The sequence below is a fragment of the Microbacterium sp. ZW T5_56 genome (genome assembly GCF_044987425.1).
In the GTDB taxonomy this organism is placed as follows: Bacteria; Actinomycetota; Actinomycetes; order Actinomycetales; family Microbacteriaceae; genus Microbacterium.
Genome location: NZ_JBJDRI010000038.1, coordinates 13029 through 29381, shown reverse-complemented (window position 1 = coordinate 29381; position 16353 = coordinate 13029). Strand labels below are relative to the sequence as shown.

Here is a 16353-nt window from a genome sequence, read left to right as displayed (position 1 = left end):
GCGTTACGCCGTCGCGTTGTCGGCGTTGTAACGGTCCAGGACGTCGCGTATGGGTCCGTCCAGCACCAGTTCCCCGGCCCGCAGATACAGCCCGCGGGTGCAGAAGCGGCGGAGGTCGCGCTCGTTGTGACTGACGAAGAACAGAGTGCGGCCCTCGGCCAGCAGCTCCTCGATGCGTCCGTAGCACTTCTCGCGGAACGCCTTGTCGCCCACGGCCAGGACTTCGTCGACCAGCAGGATCGGCGCGCCGAGCTGCGACACCACGGCAAACGCGAGGCGCACCTTCATGCCATTGGAGAGGTGCTTGTAGGGAGTCTGCAGCCGGCCGTGCAGTTCAGCGAAGTCGATGATCTCCTCGAAGCGATCGGCCACCTCGGCCCGGCTCATGCCGTGCAGGCCCGCGATGAGGCGGACGTTCTCCGCCACGGTGAGATCCCCCACGAACCCGCCGGTCAGCTCGATCAGCGGCGCGACATCTTCGTGAACCGCCACAGTGCCGACGTCCGGCAGCAGAACCCCGGCGACGAGCTTGAGCAGGGTCGACTTCCCCTGCCCGTTCCGCCCGACGACGCCGATCGCCTCGCCCGCGTTCACCTGGAACGAGACGTCTTTGAGCCCCCAGAACTCGCCGCCTCCCGGCTTGCGCCGTGCGCGCGAGGAGAACAGATCCTTGAGGCTCGGGCGTCCGCGCCGTGCCCGACGGAAGCGGATCCCGAGCCCGGTCACCTCGATGGCGGCCATCTCACAGTCCCTTCAGCACGGTCGGCTCCAGACGGCGGAACACCGCAGCCCCGAGGATGAGCAGCCCCACGACCTCGATCACGGCGATGAGCACCACGGTCCAGTCCTCCTGGGACGGGAAGAAGCCGATGCGGTACAGCGAGAAGATCCCCGCGAGCGGATTGAAGGCCCCGATCACGTCGAACGGTGCCGGCAGGTCTCCGATGCCGTAGATCACGGGCGACGCGTAGAACAGCGCCCGCAGGATGAGGCGCGTGGTGCGTTCGAGGTCGGAGAAGAGCACGCACACCGGGCTGATCAGCAGCCCCAGTCCGATCAGCAGCAGCAGCTGCAGGATGACCGCGACCGGGAACCAGAGCAAGTTGATCGTGACGGGGGCGCCGTTGATGATCGCGAAGATCACCAGGACCGGGATCGAGAACAAGAACTCGACACCCTTGCTCACGATGATCCGGTTCACCCAGATCGAGCGCGGAATCGCCGTGGAGCGCACCAGCTTCGCGTCCTTGCGGAACGCACGGGTGAAGTCGGTGACGGCAGCGTTGAACCACACCCAGGGCAGCAAGCCGAGGATGAGGAAGACGATGTACGGGTCTCCTCCCACTTCCTTGCGGTGGAACACCTGCGTGAACACGAACCAGTAGATCAGCGACATCACCAGCGGGTCCAGAATCGACCACACATAACCGAGCGCGCTGGTGGCGTAGCGCACGCGCAGGTCGCGTGCCGAGAGCAGCCACAGCGAGTGCAGGTACCGCCGCGGAGAGTCCGATTCGCGTCGGACGGCGCGCACGCGCGTCACCGCGCGGATCCTGCGCGAGCGCCGCTTGTTCGGGGACGCGGGTTCACCATGCTCCGAGTCTAGGCCGAAGGCCACGCGAATCCGGTGAGCTCGAGCTCACGCGTGAACGTGGTGGAAAGGCGCTCCGCGAACGTCCGCGTGAGGTGGTTGTCGTCGAGGTAGATCGCCAGGTCGCCGAACGTCGCGGGGCAGATGTCGTCGGGGCAGAGGTACGAGCTCATGTCGACCACGTGCACGCCTTCCTCATCGGCCAAGAACGCCGCGGGGTTCTCGGCGGCGAGCACGTCGGACTTCAACCGGCTGCACACGTTCGGGTCGGAGAGGTTCTGCTCGGCGCACTGGTACATGTTCTCCTCGAAGCGCGGATTATCGCGAATGAGGATGACCTGGCTGCCCGCGGCAGTGAGGGTCTGAACCGTCGTCTCCAGGCCGGGAACCAGCGACTCCTCCGGTGAATCCGGAACAGCACGAGTGGCCATCATGACGACCACAGCAGGTGGCGACTGCAGGATGTCGTCGTAGACCTCGGCATTCCAGTCTCGGCACACCTCCCGAGGGTTATCCGGATCGTCCGGAGCGAAGACGCAGCCCCCGAGCAGATTGGCCGTCACCTTGATGGGTTGTGCTTCCACCACGGGAAGCAGGGCGCCCATCCACTGCTCAGCGTGCGAGTCTCCGACGAAGATCACTCGCGGATCACCGTCATTTCCGCCGTTCTCACTGCAATGCTCTCGCGCCATCGCACCGGCGGGTTCCAGAGCTTCCGAGCAGGACGACTCATCGAGATGAACCCACTCCGCGTCCAGAGAGGCACCTGCCGGGATCAGGGTGTCGATGGGTTGAGTCGACTCGAAATCGTCCTCGAACGCGGCTTCGGCTGCGGCCTGCACTGCGGCGGCGCGGTATTCCGTGTCCAGCTGCCACGCGTAGTTCGGTACGGCTACGAGTCCGACGATCACCGCCGTCGCAAAGGAGGAACGCCACGGCAGCCCCGAGGGCCACTTCCATTGACCGAGCGGTCGCTCGATGGCGTAGTGCAGAACGATGGCCAGAACGAACGAGACGCCAATGATTGCCGCCCCCTGCGCCAGGTCGGGGTTCTCTCCGGTGACGACGATCCACGTCGTGAGCAGCGGCCAGTGCACCAGGTAGAGCGCGTACGCGATCCGCCCCAGCCAGCGCAGTGGGAGCGAGCCCAGCACGAGCGTGAACGAGGTTCGACCGCGACCCGCGACGATGATGGCTGCCGCGGCGAGGGTCGGCCAGAGCGCCAGGTATCCGGGGAAGCCACCCGACACGTCAAGAACGATGCCGCACGTGAGGATCGCGAGCAGCCCCAGCCATCCGAGAATCTCCGCTGCCCAGCGCGGAAGCGAGAACGCCGCAGGCAACAGCGCGACGAGCGAGCCGATCGCGAACTCCCACAGCCGAGCACCCGTGTCGAAGTAGGCGAACGCCTGATTCTGCTGCGTGGTGATGATCGAGTAGGCCAGCGATGCGCCGAGCACCAGCAGGAAGACGACAGCAGCCACCGCGGCGACGCGACGCCGGATCAGTCGCGCGATCCCCCAGCACAGCAGAATCAGCAGCGGCCACAGGAGGAACACCTGCATCTGGATGGACAGCGACCAGAAGTGCAGGAACGGGGTGACGGAGTTGGCATCGCGCGCGTAGTAGTCGACGCTGTTGAGCGCGAGTTCCCAGTTCTGGAAGTAGAACAGGGACGCGCGCCCCTGCTCCCAGGCCGCGGTCCACATCGACGGCGGGAACACGAAGAACACCGTGATGAGCGTGGCGGCGATCGTCGCGGCCGCGGCCGGCACCAGGCGCCAGAACCGCTTGGCGTAGAACGAGCCGAGGCCGATGCCGCGCCCTGCGTCCGCGCGGCGGACCAGCGACGAGGTCATGAAGTAGGCCGACAGCAGCAGGAACACATCCACGCCGCCCGAAACACGCCCCACCCACACGTGGTAGATGACGACGAGAATGATCGCGAATGCCCGCAGGCCATCCAGATCGAAGCGGTAGGACGCGCGCGCCGAAGGAGAACTCAGTCGAGTATCGTCCGTCATGCCTTCATATCAGCGGTGTCCTCTGCACCAGACCCCGCTTGATGTGAAACGCCGAAGACCTCACGCCAGCTCCGCTCGGAGGTGATGTCTCCGAGGGCTGATCCGTAGGTGGCGGCCAGCTTGTCCCAGTTGCGCCAGAGCTTGAGATTCAGCCGGACGCTGCGCAGCAGCGAACGACGCATGGTCGCGCGGTCGCGCTGGTACCAGGCCACGCCGTTTCCATCCGGAGCCGTCACGAGTGCGGAGTCGATGTCAGCGAAACGCCACCAGGTGATATCCGGTGCCGGGATGACCCGCTCGGGGTTGCGCTTGCTTCCGGCGGATTCCTTCACCAGGAGCTGGCGAACACCCACGCGCAGCGCGAGGGCGAGCGTCGCGATCGGGTTCGTCGGGCGCCGCACAGCTCCCAGGAAGACGCGCGACGAACGACGCACCGGCGGAAGAGCAGCCAGATCGCTGTCGACATGGGCATCCACGTAGTCTTCGCGCAATGCCCGGATCTCGGCCTGACGGGTCGCGAGCTGCGACGGCAGCTGATGGGGACCGCGGAACACGTCGCGCAGTGCCTCGTGACGAAGACGCACCGCGGAGTACTGCAGCATGAACAGCAGCTTGATGTCCCCGAGGAACGCATGCAGCGGCAGGATGCCTCCGCGCTTCACGTGCGAGTGCAACAGGCCGGTGATCACGCGGTTGCGGTGGATGAAGTACTCTTCCCACGTCCGCGTCGGGTCCTTGTCATGCCACGCCATGTGCCACACGGCCACGCCCGGGAGGCACACCGTCGGGTAGCCGTGTTCCCGCGCCCGGAGTGAGAATTCGATGTCATCGAACTTGAGGAACACCGGCAGCGAGAGTCCGATCTCCCGAACCACCGCGGTGGGGATCAGGCACATCCACCAGCCGTTGAAGTCTGCGCCGAGATAGCGGTGCAGGTCCGCTTCTTCGCGCAGCGGCTCCTCGGCGAAGTCATGGTCGTACTCGCTGGCACCGGACGGTGCCATCCAGCTCTTGTTCGGCGACCAGACCTCGCCACGCGTGTAGAGCACCGAGCGATCATCCAGGTGCAGCATTCCGCCGCCCACGATGGTGGGGCGGTCGCCGAAGTCCGCGAACCGGACCGCACGGAAGATGGCCTCGGGTTCGGAGATGGCGTCATCGTCGAGGAGCAGCACGTACCGGCTGTCCTCGCTGTCGAGGGACTCCATCATGGCGCGGGAGAAGCCACCGGATCCGCCGAGGTTGGGCTGGCGGATCACGGCGAGCCGGTCCCCCAGCGCCGCAGCGGCTTCGGGGAATCCGGCCTCATCCTGCACCAGCTGCGTTCCCTGGTCGACGACGACGAGCCGGTCCAGCACATCCGCGATGTCGGGGTTCTCGCCGACCGTGCGGATCTGGCGCAGGCAGTAGGACGTGCGGTTGAAGGTGGTGATACCGACGGTCGCCTTGCCGGGCGTCCAGCCCTCTGCGGCCGGCACCGCCCACTCCGCCCTGGTGAGCGTCACGGCGTCCTCGCCCGCGGCGATGTCGAACCAGTAGTAGCCGCCGTCGATGAAGGACGAGACGGGCAGGTCGAAGGTGACCGTCTCATCGGAGAACTGCTTCGACGCCACCGCAGATGACCGACCGCGCGCGCTCGACTTGAACACCGACACCAGGCCTCGCCCTGCGAAGGTCACGCTGAGGCGCACCGATCGCACGCTCGTCCAGTGCTGCCAGTAGCTGGCGGGGAACGCATTGAAGAAACTGGCGGTCGAGACGCGTCGGTGCGCGAAGATGCGGATCGAACGCCGGTCCACGACGTCGTACGCCTCACCCGGCTGCGACCCGTCACCCGTGCCGGTGTCCAGGTACAGTGCCGAGACCTCGGCCACGTCCTCCACGGGGAACACCACGTGGTTGACGGTCACATAATTGCTGGTCGTGCCGTTGGTCACGGATTACGCCTCCTAGGCGAGCTGGTTGTTCCACATCGACAGCGCAGAGCCGATGGCCATGTGCATGTCGAGGTACTGGTAGGTGCCGAGGCGACCACCGAAGTGAACGTCCTTCTCGTCCTTGCCCAGCTCTCGATAGGCCAGCACGCCGTCGCGGTCTGCCGCGGTGTTCACCGGGTAGTACGGCTCGTCCTCGCGCGTGGCGAAGCGGGAGTACTCGCGGTGAATGACCGTCTTGTCGTTCGGATAGAGCTCGGCACGCTCCGGGTGGAAGTGCTTGAACTCGTGGATGCGCGTATACGGGACATCGGCGTCGGGGTAGTTCATGACCGACGTTCCCTGGAAGTCGCCGATATCGAGGACCTCCTCCTTGAGGTCGATCGTGCGCCAGCTGAGCGCACCCTCGGCGTAGTCGAAGTAGCGGTCCACCGGGCCGGTGTAGACGATCGGAACCTGTCCGACCGTGGCCTTCTTGTTGAGCTCCTGCGACTCGTCGAAGAAGTCGACGTTCAGCTTGACCTCGATGTTCTTGTGGTCGGCCATCCGCTCCATCCACGCGGTGTAGCCGTCGACGGGCAGACCTTCGTGGGTGTCGTTGAAGTAGCGGTTGTCGTACGTGTAGCGCACCGGAAGACGGCTGATGATCGATGCCGGCAGCTCGCGGGCGTCGGTCTGCCACTGCTTGGCGGTGTAGTCCTTGATGAAGGCCTCGAACAGCGGACGACCGATGAGGCCGATGCCGCGCTCCTCCAGGTTCTTGGCGGTGTGCGCCTCGAACTCGCCCGCCTGCTCGGCGATGAGCGCACGGGCCTCGTCCGGCGTGTACGCCGCGTTGAAGAACTGGTTGATGGTGCCGAGGTTGATGGGCAGCGGGTAGACGATGCCCTTGTGCGTGGAGTACACGCGGTGCACGTAGTTGGTGAACTTCGTGAAGCGGTTGACGTACTCCCACACCGTCTCGTTGGACGTGTGGAAGAGGTGCGCACCGTAGCGGTGGACCTCGATACCCGTGATGGGCTCAGCCTCGCTGTAGGCGTTACCACCGAGGTGGTGACGCCGATCGATGATGGTCACCTTGCGGCCGGCTGCGGCAGCCCGCTCTGCAATGGTGAGTCCGAACAAGCCGGAGCCAACGACGAGAAGATCCATGAACTACCGATTCTCTTCAGATGATTTCAGGACGCAAGCGGGCGCAGGGAGCACCCGATCGAGGTCATAAGCCTGCCGAGTCTATCCCACCGGCACTGAGGATCCCCTGGACCGCGCCGCGGAACCAGGGCTCCAGCGCCCGGGCGTACGTCGCGGACATATGGTCGTTGTCGAAGTACACCGGCATCCCGCCGACGGCGGCGAAGCACTGATCCGCATCGCAGAAGGCGTCGGTCAGGTTGATCGTCGCAAGCCCGCGTTGCGCGGCAGCCCCGATGATCGGATCGTGCGGCAGCGCGTCCGCGCGCGGACGCGCACACTCGATCGGCGTCGCCGCGGACGTCAGCAGACACTCGGGCGGGCGGACGTCCGCGTTGTAGGGGACATCGACGATGGGAATGACCAGCACTCCCGCATCCGCCCAGCGCGACCACGTGCGCTCCAGACCCGCAACCTGCTGATCGAACTCGGACATGCCGCTGCCATCGTCAGCGCGCTCCTGGCGCATCGTCATGGTCGTGAACACGACATCGGGCCGCTCGTTCTCGATGCCGGACGTCAGCTCGTCCGCCCAGCGCATGCAGCGCTCGTTGTCCGGCGCGCCCCATCCCTCGCGGAAGCCACGGAACTCGACATCAGCGACCGGACAACCGGCGAACGAGGAGATCGTCAGGTCCCATCCGCCCGCGCGAGCGAGTTCGAACAGCGGACTCTGCCATTGCTCGGCGTGTGAGTCCCCCACCAGCCAGACGCGCGGTCCCGGTGTGCCGGCGCCGAAGTCACACTGGCGCGTGGTCTGCCGATCATCCATCGCGAAGCGATCGTCCAGTTCGCCGCACTCCGGCGCGAGTGCGTAATACGCCGCCTGCGGGGGCACCACGGGGTCCGCCACGGCGATCTGCGCATCGCATCCCGCCGCCGGGTTCATGAGTGCGGCGGGTCCAGAGCATCCATCCGCAGCCGGGATCCCGTCCGCGGTAGTGTCCGCCGCAGCGGATGTCCTCACCGCACCGCCGATCAGCAGCGGCGTGACAGCCAGCGCCACCAGGAGGATGATGGCCAGCATCCCTCGCACGGCGCGACGGGTGGATCCAGCCCACCAGGTCCATCGTTGGACGGGCACCTCGATCAGCCGACGCGTGACCCAGGCGAGCACGAGCGCCAGCGCGATGATGCCCACGGTGACGATGCCGTCCAGCGGCACTCCGACCGCGAGCGGCACGATGACCAGCAGCGGCCAGTGCCAGAGGTAGAGGGAGTAGGAGACATCGCCGAGCCATTGCACCGGACGAGCCGCCAGCACCGGCCCGATCACCGGCAGCGGTGTCATCTGCCCGGTCCCCGCGACGATGACCAGGGCGGTCGCGATCACGGGTAGCAGCGCGGCGGTGCCCGGGTAGGGAGTGTGCTCCGAGTAGACCACGATGGCGAAGAGCAGACCGACGAAGCCGGTGCCCGAGAGAACTCCGGCCGGGCCGCGGGCCAGACGGATCCGGGGCGCCAACAGCGCCACCACGGCTCCGATCGCGAACTGCCAGGCACGGGTGAACGTCACGAAGTACGCCTGCGGGGCAGACCACTCGGTGTAGATGATCGAGCCTGCCAAGGAGATCGCGGCGACTGAGAGGACGACGATCCAGAGCCGCGTGCGCACGGAGGTGCGCGGCCAGATCCGCGCGCCGGCAACCGCCGTCATCGTGAACAGCACGGGCCAGAGCAGGTAAAACTGCTCCTCCACCGACAGGGACCAGTAGTGCTGAACCGCGCTGGCCGCCGCGTTATGGGCGGAGTAATTGATTGACTGCGCCGCCAGCACCCAGTTCTCCACGTAGGTCGCGCTGGCCAGGATCTGCACCCCGTTGTCGATCCACCGTGGATAGGGAAGGAAGAGGAACGCACCGACCGCGCTCAGGATCAGAACGAGCCCGGCCGCCGGGAGCAGCCGTCGAATGCGCCGCGCGTAGAACCTGCCCAGACGCACCCGCCCGTCGCGGACGACCTCACGCTCCAGGTGAGACGTGATGAGGAATCCGGAGATGACGAAGAAGATGTCGACGCCCACGTAGCCGCCGGTGATCTGCTGCGGCCAGAAGTGATTCGCCACCACCGCCGCGATTGCGACAGCGCGCAGGGCCTGAACGTCGAGCCGGAAAGCTCGCGCCGCGCGCTCTCGAGCCTCGGCGCGGCTCTGCGCCGGCGTGTGCGTCGTTGTCACAGGCTTCCTTCGATCCCCGTCCCAGCGGGCATAGGCACCTCACAGCGTATTGCCTGGTCCACCGGCTGGCCTGCAGCACCCCTGTTGTCGGCGTGCCGGGCACGTCGCCCAGAGAGTCGCCACCACGGCGAGGCACGATGTCCGTCCCGATTAGGCTGGACATCCCGAGACGAAGGACCGACGCCATGAGATCTTCCCGCGCCGAGACGCCCGGTGGCCCCGACGCGGGTACCGGTTTCATCGTGCTCGCCGCGTATCAACCGGACCCGGAGCTGTTCGCGCGTCAGGTTCGTTCGATCCGCGAACAGACGATCACCGACTGGCGCTGCATCATCACGGCGGACGGAGGTCCCGAAGGCGTTGTCGATCTCCTGCGCGAGGCTGTGGGCGACGACTCCCGGTTCGAGGTCGCCGGCTACGAGGAGCGGCTCGGGTTCTATGGCAACTTCGAACGTGGCCTGCGTTCCGTGCCGTCAGATGCCGCCTGGGTAGCGCTGAGCGATCAGGACGATTACTGGCTGCCCACCAAGCTGGCCACGATGATCCCGCACCTGACAGAGGTCGCGGCCGTCGCGGCCCAGGCCAGGGTCGTGCGCTACCCGTCCGGGGACGTGGTCTCTGAGACGACGGGGCGACGCGATGTCCCGATCGACGACTACATCCTCAACAACCAGTACACCGGGGGCATGATGCTCTTCCGCGCCGAGGTGCTGGAGACCGCGCTGCCCTTCCCCCGGCTTCCCACACCCGCTGAGGTGCATGATCACTGGCTCGCTGTCGTGGCCCATTTCCGCGGCGGTGCGCGCGTGATCCCGGACATCGTGCAGGACTATGTGCAGCACGACGGCAACGTGATCGGCGAGGCGCGATCGGAGCGCTTCAATCCGTTCCGATCGTGGCAGACCGTCAAGCGCATCGTCGGTCGCTACGAGGCGTCACTCTCCCCGCGCGCCGTGGCGCGCGTGACCTACAACGTCGGCGTCGGATGGCGGGAGGCCATGATGCTCGCCCTCGGTGCGCGTCTTCCGCTCGATACGCCTGACCTGGCTCGAGTGCTGGCGCTCTACGGCCCGAATCGCCGGTTCTGGCGAACGCTGCGCGCGACGGTGCGAGCCGCCCGCCGCGGGGATGTCTCACCGCGCAGCCTGGTGGAGTACTTCGCAGGGTGGGTGCTCGGGGGCGTGTTCCGCCTCCGATCCCGGGGCTGAGCGAACTCAGCGGCGGCGTCGCGATCGTCGACGCCATGCCTCGACGATCGCGCGTCCGGTGCGCACGCGCGCGGCCAAGATCACCGGGAGGGAGCGCGCCGACTTCACGGTGGCGTTGTTGTCGTGGATCCGACGCGACACGGTGTCCTCGGGCAGGTGACGCACGGATCCGTCGGCGTTGGCGACGTAGCCGATCCACTGGTCGTGGGTCTCGTTGAGGTACGACGGGAACGGCAGCAGGCGCGCGCGCATCTCGGAGCGGAACGCCATGCAGCATCCGAAGTACAGGCGCACACCGATCCAGAGCAGCAGGATGTTGCGGAGATGATGTGAGCTGGTCGCTGCGCTGAGCCGCCCGGACTGCACCGCGGTGATCGGGCCGCCGAACGTGGAGAAGTTCGAGACGACCAGCTCCGCATCGGTCAGCGCGTTCGTCATGAGCTGCACGCGGCCGTCCACCCACAGGTCGTCCTGATCGGACAGGAAGATCATCTCCCCCCGCGCTTCCCCGATGGCGCGTTCGAAGGCACGGACGTACCCCTGGTTCGAGGCGCTGCGCAGCACACGGATGCGGGGATCCTGCATCGACTCGATCACGGCGATGGTGTCATCGCTCGAGTGGTCATCGACAATGACGACCTCGTCGTGAGCGTCGAGCTGACGACAGATCGAATCGAGCTGTTCGCGAATGTAGCTGGCACCGTTGTACGCCGCCATGCAGACGCTGATCCTCGGGGTGTTCGATTCCACGCGGGTCTCTGCTCCGTTCGTTGGTCGGCACACACCGACCATCTAGACTATAACTTCGGCGTGGTTCATCGTCGCGAGGAGGACTCTTGACCACTGTGATCGACGTGATGCTCCCCTACTACGGGGACGTCGACCAAATGAAGCAGGCCGCGCAGAGCGTACTGGATCAGACGCACCGGGACTTCCGTCTCGTCGTGATCGACGACGGCTACCCCGATCCGGAGCCGCGCCGCTGGTTCGAGGCGATGACCGACGACCGCGTGACCTACCTGCGCAACGAGAAGAACCTCGGCGCCAACGGTAACTACCGCAAGGCCCTGGAGCTCGTCGAGGCGGAGTGGTTCGTCATGATGGGCGCCGATGACGTCATGCGGCCCGGCTACCTCGCCGCGGTGGCGACGGCCGCGGAGCGCTTCGACGTCGACATCGTCCAGCCTGGCGTCGAGGTGATCGATGAGAACGGCGTGCGCGTGCTGCCCCTCGTCGATCGGATCAAGCGCGCCATCACCCCCCGCGTCACGCCCCCCGGCGAGGTCCTCGGCGGCGAACGACTCGCGGCGAGCCTGATGCGCGGCGACTGGGCGTACTTCCCCTCCCTGGCATGGCGAAGTGAGACCGTGCGTCGCATCGGGTTCCGTCAGGGACTCGATGTGGTGCAGGACCTCGCTCTGATCCTCGACATCGTCAAGCAGGGCGGCAGCATGGCCCTGCTGACCGACGTCGTCTTCGACTACCGGCGCCACTCGCAGTCAGACTCCTCTGTTCGCGCGCTCGACGGGCGCCGTTTCGATGAAGAGCGTGACTTCTTCAACACTGAGGCGCGCAGCTTCGACGCGCTCGGGTGGCGGCGCGCGGCGCGCGTTGCCCGGCGCCACCTCACTTCTCGTTTGAACGCCGCGTCCTTGCTGTTCAAGGCGGCGAAAGCCGACGCCGGTTCCCCGCGGGCGCTGCTGCGTCACATGTTCCGCTGAATCGCGCTACGAAAACGGGCTCGACCGCGACCGCGGTACGGGCCCATTTTTGTAGGTGTGAGATCAGTCGGTCGCGTTCGGGGACTCCACGTCAGGCGCGGGATCGACGCTGGGCCCGTGCTCTGCCTTCTGTGCGTCTGCTGCTCTCTCCAAGGCGTCCACACGTAGACCCAGGATCGCGACTTCCTCGGCCAGTCGCCGTGCCTCGTCCTCGCTCTGCGAGAGCTCCCACGAGACGTGCAGCGAAACGCCCAACAGAACGGTGATCGCCGCCGCGAACAGCAGGTTGACCGGAAGCTGCACACCCAGGACGCGTGTGGCCGACTCGAGGAGCCCCGGGAAGAGGCCAAGCACAAGCAGCACGAGACCCAGCAGCAGCCAGAGCACCGCGTACTTCTCCCGCATGCGGCGCGTGAGCAGCATCCACATGACGCCGACGATGATGGCGACGGCCAGCGCCGTACCCAGCAGGACGATCATGCGTCCCCTCCCCGACGATCACGGCGCCTCGGGCGCAACAGCGCCAGCACCAGGGCGAATCCGGAACGCAGCAGGTAGACGGTGGAGCCCCACGCCCCTTGGCTCGGCGTTCCGTGCTGACGGGGGCGCATCGCGACAGGAACCTGCGTCACCACCAGGCCTTCGCGCACAGCGGCCACCAGAGAGTCGAGCGTGTCCCCGAGGTACTCCGCCGGGTAGTACCGCACGTACTGGTCGATCGCTCGGGGACCTGCTGCGCGGAATCCACTCGTGACGTCGGTCAGCCGAGTTCCGGCCACCCGCCCGACCACGCCGGCGAGGAACACCATCGCCCAGCGTCGTGGCCCGCGCACGGAGTAGTCGCCGACATCGGCGAAACGCGCGCCGATGGAGATGTCCGCGTGTTCGAGGCCAGACAGCACGGAGGCGATGTCGGCGGGATTGTGCTGTCCGTCGGCGTCCACCTGAACGGCGCGTCGGTAGCCGCGCCGCTGAGCGTAGGTGAAGCCCGCGCGCATCGCCCCGCCCACGCCGAGGTTGAACGGAAGCACCAGCACCTCGGCGCCGGCGGCCCGCGACACGGCGGCTGTCCGATCGGACGATCCGTCGTCCACGACAACCACGTCGTAGGCGGCGTCTACGGCCTGGATCTCGCGGACGGTGTCAGCAACACCACGAGCCTCATTCCAGGCGGGAACGATGACCAGAACGCGATCGCTGTCGGGGGTCATGTGCCCGTTCCCGCAGCGAGAGAGGTACGCAGTGCGTCACGCCAGTCAGTCGGCGCGAACCCTGCCGCGGTGAGCTTCTCCAGGGCGAGAACACTGTTGGCGGGTCGTGGCGAGATCGGACCCGCTGCCGACGCGAAGTACTCCTCGGTGCTGACGCCCGTGATGCGCTCCGGATCGGCACCGACCGTCGAGAAGACGGCGCGCGCGATGTCCGCCCAGGACGCGGCTTCGCCGTCGCCCGTCACGTTGTAGGTGCCGAACGGTGCGGAAGAGTCCAGCAGGTGCCGGATCGCTGCCGCGATGTCGGACGTGAAGGTGAGTCGGCCGATCTGGTCGTCGACCACCTTCGGGTCGATGCCGCGCTCCGCGAGCGACGCCATCGTGCGCACGAAGTTCTTGCCCTCCCCGATCACCCAGGATGTGCGGACGATGTAGTGGCGCGGTGCCGTGGCGGCAGCGAGATCGCCGGCGGCCTTCGTCTGCCCGTATACGCCCAGCGGCGCGAACGAGTCGTCCTCCGTGTAGGCACCTGCCTTGGTGCCGTCGAACACGTAGTCGCTTGACACGTGCACCAGGGTGATGCCGTACTCGGTCGCGACGGCCGCGAGGTTCGCCACCGCGGTGGCATTCGCGGACCATGCGTCGGCGCGGCCTTCGGCGGTTTCGGCGGCGTCCACCGCGGTGTAGGCGGCGGCATTGATGATGGCACCGTAATCCCGCCAGCGCCGGGCGTCCCGTAGTCCCGGCGCCGTGACGTCGAGCTCGGCACGACCGACGAACTCGACATGCTCCGCCCCGGCGTACGCCTCGCGCAGGGCGAGGCCCAGCTGCCCGCCCGCGCCGAGCACGAGAATGCGCTTCGGCGGGATCGGGGTGACGTCGGCCAGGCGCGGGTGGTTCTTGTCCTTCTCGCTGATCTCCACCTCGGCCAGCGGAATGGGCCACTCGATCGCAGCGGTCTCGTCGGCCAGGTTGAGGAACGAGTAGGACGCGTTCGGAGACCAGTGGTCATTCACCAGGTAGGTGTACGCGGTGTCCGGCTCCAGCGTCTGATAGGAGTTGCCCACTCCGCGCGGAACGAAGATCGCCCGCGACGGATCCAGCTCGGTCGTGAACACGGTGCCGAAGCTCGGCCCCTCTCGCAGGTCCACCCAGGCACCGAAGATGCGTCCGGTGGCCACCGACACCCACTTGTCCCAGGGCTCGGCATGGATGCCGCGCGTGGTGCCGACGGCGTCGTTGAACGAGATGTTGTTCTGTACCGGACCGAAGTCGGCCAGCCCCTGCGCCGTCATCTTCTCGCGCTGCCAGTTCTCCTTGAACCAGCCGCGCGCATCGCCGTGGACGGGCAGCTCCATCACGACCAGACCCGGGATGGGCGTCTCGACCAGCGAGAGTGCCTTACCGTACGCCGTCATCTCACTGGCCCTTGCTGGCGTAGAACGCCTCGGTAGCGTCCTTGGCGGGTGCCCACCAGCTCTCGTTCTCGCGGTACCAGTCGATCGTCGCCGCCAGCCCGCTCTCGAAGTCGGAGAAGCTGGGCGTCCAACCGAGCTCCGTGCGCAGCTTCGTGGAATCGATCGCGTAGCGCAGGTCGTGGCCGGCGCGGTCGGTGACGTGGTCGTACGCGTCACGCGGCTGTCCCATGGTCTCCAGGATCAGCTCGACGACATCCTTGTTGTTGCGCTCGCCATCGGCGCCGATGAGGTAGGTCTCGCCGATGATGCCCTTCTCCAGGATCGTGGCGACCGCCGAGGAGTGATCGTCGGCATGGATCCAGTCGCGCACGTTCTCCCCCGCTCCGTAGAGCTTGGGACGGATGCCACGGATCACATTGGTGATCTGGCGCGGGATGAACTTCTCCACGTGCTGGTAGGGCCCGTAGTTGTTCGAGCAGTTCGAGATCGTGGCGCGAACGCCGAACGAGCGGACCCACGCGCGCACGAGGAGGTCGGATCCGGCCTTCGTTGACGAATACGGCGACGACGGGTTGTACGGCGTCTGCTCGGTGAATCGCTGCGGGTCATCCAGCTCCAGGTCGCCGTAGACCTCGTCGGTGGAGATGTGGTGGAAGCGGCGATCGTGCTTGCGCGCCGCTTCCAGCAGCGTGTACGTCCCCACGATGTTCGTGTCCAGGAACGGACGCGGGCTGTGCAGGGAGTTGTCGTTGTGGCTCTCGGCGGCATAGTGCACCACAGCGTCCACATCGGCGAACAGCTCGTCGACGAGCTCGGCATCCGTGATGTCGCCGTGGATGAAGCGCACGCGGTCGTTCGGCAGGCCGTCCAGCGACGCCCGATTGCCGGCATACGTCAGAGCGTCAAGCACGGTGACGTGGGCGTCGGAGTTCTCCACCATGTAGTGGACGAAGTTCGAACCGATGAATCCGGCGCCGCCGGTCACGAGGAGACGGGTCATGCGTGTGCTCTCTTCAGAAGTTCCAGCAGATAGGTGCCGTAGCCGCTCTTGACGAGCTTCTCCGCTCGCTCACGCAGCTGGTCGTCGGTGAGGAAGCCCTGTCGCCAGGCCACTTCCTCGGGGGCGCCGATCTTCATCGACGTGCGACGCTCCATGGTGCGGACGTAGTCGGCGGCGTCGGTCATCTGATCGAAGGTTCCGGTGTCCAGCCATGCCGTACCGCGCGGGAGCACCTCCACCTGCAGCTTGCCGCGATTCAGGTACTCGCGGTTCACATCCGTGATCTCGTACTCACCGCGTGCGGAAGGCTGGAGGTTGCGAGCGATCTCGACCACGTCGTTGTCGTAGAAGTACAGCCCGGGGACCGCGTAGTTGCTCTTCGGCACGGCAGGCTTCTCCTCGAGGGAGATGGCGTTGCCGTCGGCGTCGAACTCCACGACGCCATACGCTTCCGGCTCCGCGACCCAGTACGCGAACACGGCACCGCCGTCGATATCCGCGAAGCGCTGCAGGCGCGTCCCGAGGCCGGGACCGTAGAGGAGGTTGTCGCCGAGCACGAGGGCGACGGAATCATCCCCGATGAAGTCCGCGCCGATCGTGAATGCCTGCGCCAGCCCGTCGGGCGATGGCTGCACGGCAAAGGTGATGGAGATGCCGAACTGCGACCCGTCCCCCAGCAGACGCTCGAAGTGCGCCGCATCGTGGGGGGTGGTGATCACCAGGATCTCGCGGATTCCCGCGAGCATGAGCGTCGACAGTGGGTAGTACACCATCGGCTTGTCGTAGACCGGAACCAGCTGCTTCGACACGCCCAGCGTGATCGGATGCAGACGCGTGCCGGATCCCCCGGCGAGAATGATGCCCTTCACGGTTCCATGG

General features: G+C 66.5%; 14 protein-coding genes. 2 read left to right on the top strand and 12 right to left on the bottom strand.

Annotation, left to right across the window (positions count from 1 at the left end; all coding sequences use genetic code 11):
* Positions 1 to 3: 3 nt before the first annotated feature.
* The 6 genes from ACI3KU_RS15950 to ACI3KU_RS15925 all read right to left on the bottom strand — a co-directional run bounded on the left by ACI3KU_RS15950 (position 4) and on the right by ACI3KU_RS15925 (position 8916).
* Positions 4 to 741: an ABC transporter ATP-binding protein gene (locus ACI3KU_RS15950; protein ID WP_404923303.1), complete on the bottom strand. Its 738-nt coding sequence runs from the start codon at positions 739 to 741 to the stop codon at positions 4 to 6.
* 1 nt (position 742) lies between these two features.
* On the bottom strand, positions 743 to 1543 hold the full coding sequence (locus ACI3KU_RS15945) for an ABC transporter permease (RefSeq protein ID WP_404923302.1): 801 nt from the start codon (positions 1541 to 1543) through the stop codon (positions 743 to 745).
* A 59-nt stretch (positions 1544 to 1602) separates the two neighbouring features.
* Positions 1603 to 3615 carry an acyltransferase family protein gene (locus tag ACI3KU_RS15940; RefSeq protein ID WP_404923301.1) on the bottom strand — a complete coding sequence of 671 codons (2013 nt, stop codon included), beginning with the start codon at positions 3613 to 3615 and terminating at the stop codon, positions 1603 to 1605.
* Positions 3612 to 5552: a glycosyltransferase gene (locus tag ACI3KU_RS15935; RefSeq protein WP_404923300.1), complete on the bottom strand. Its 1941-nt coding sequence runs from the start codon at positions 5550 to 5552 to the stop codon at positions 3612 to 3614. Before ACI3KU_RS15935 ends, ACI3KU_RS15940 begins: the two co-directional genes overlap by 4 nt.
* 12 nt (positions 5553 to 5564) lie before the next feature.
* Positions 5565 to 6701: a UDP-galactopyranose mutase gene (glf, locus tag ACI3KU_RS15930; RefSeq protein ID WP_404923299.1), complete on the bottom strand. Its 1137-nt coding sequence runs from the start codon at positions 6699 to 6701 to the stop codon at positions 5565 to 5567.
* Positions 6702 to 6765: 64 nt separating this feature from the next.
* Positions 6766 to 8916 (bottom strand): acyltransferase family protein, encoded by a 2151-nt coding sequence (locus ACI3KU_RS15925; RefSeq protein WP_404923298.1) that lies wholly within the window; start codon positions 8914 to 8916, stop codon positions 6766 to 6768.
* A gap of 185 nt (positions 8917 to 9101) precedes the next feature.
* Here ACI3KU_RS15925 and ACI3KU_RS15920 point away from each other — a divergent pair, with 185 nt between their 5' ends.
* Positions 9102 to 10124: a glycosyltransferase gene (locus tag ACI3KU_RS15920; protein WP_404923296.1), complete on the top strand. Its 1023-nt coding sequence runs from the start codon at positions 9102 to 9104 to the stop codon at positions 10122 to 10124.
* 6 nt (positions 10125 to 10130) lie between these two features.
* Here ACI3KU_RS15920 and ACI3KU_RS15915 read toward each other — a convergent pair whose 3' ends face one another.
* Positions 10131 to 10916, bottom strand: a complete 786-nt coding sequence (locus tag ACI3KU_RS15915; protein WP_404923295.1) for a glycosyltransferase — start codon at positions 10914 to 10916, stop codon at positions 10131 to 10133.
* 65 nt (positions 10917 to 10981) lie between these two features.
* Here ACI3KU_RS15915 and ACI3KU_RS15910 point away from each other — a divergent pair, with 65 nt between their 5' ends.
* Complete coding sequence (locus ACI3KU_RS15910; RefSeq protein ID WP_404923317.1) at positions 10982 to 11845, top strand: glycosyltransferase family 2 protein; 864 nt, start codon at positions 10982 to 10984, stop codon at positions 11843 to 11845.
* Between the two features lie 63 nt (positions 11846 to 11908).
* Here ACI3KU_RS15910 and ACI3KU_RS15905 read toward each other — a convergent pair whose 3' ends face one another.
* The 5 genes from ACI3KU_RS15905 to rfbA are packed head-to-tail and all read right to left on the bottom strand — an operon-like array spanning position 11909 to position 16343.
* Complete coding sequence (locus ACI3KU_RS15905) at positions 11909 to 12325, bottom strand: DUF2304 domain-containing protein (RefSeq protein WP_404923294.1); 417 nt, start codon at positions 12323 to 12325, stop codon at positions 11909 to 11911.
* A complete protein-coding gene (locus ACI3KU_RS15900) occupies positions 12322 to 13056 on the bottom strand; it encodes a glycosyltransferase family 2 protein (protein WP_404923293.1) in 735 nt (244 codons plus the stop codon). The genes ACI3KU_RS15905 and ACI3KU_RS15900 overlap by 4 nt, the downstream gene beginning before the upstream one ends.
* Positions 13053 to 14474 carry a dTDP-4-dehydrorhamnose reductase gene (gene rfbD / locus ACI3KU_RS15895; RefSeq protein ID WP_404923292.1) on the bottom strand — a complete coding sequence of 474 codons (1422 nt, stop codon included), beginning with the start codon at positions 14472 to 14474 and terminating at the stop codon, positions 13053 to 13055. The genes ACI3KU_RS15900 and rfbD overlap by 4 nt, the downstream gene beginning before the upstream one ends.
* A 1-nt stretch (position 14475) precedes the next feature.
* On the bottom strand, positions 14476 to 15474 hold the full coding sequence (gene rfbB, locus ACI3KU_RS15890; protein WP_404923291.1) for a dTDP-glucose 4,6-dehydratase: 999 nt from the start codon (positions 15472 to 15474) through the stop codon (positions 14476 to 14478).
* A complete protein-coding gene (gene rfbA, locus ACI3KU_RS15885) occupies positions 15471 to 16343 on the bottom strand; it encodes a glucose-1-phosphate thymidylyltransferase RfbA (RefSeq protein ID WP_404923290.1) in 873 nt (290 codons plus the stop codon). Before rfbA ends, rfbB begins: the two co-directional genes overlap by 4 nt.
* Between the last annotated feature and the right edge of the window lie 10 nt (positions 16344 to 16353).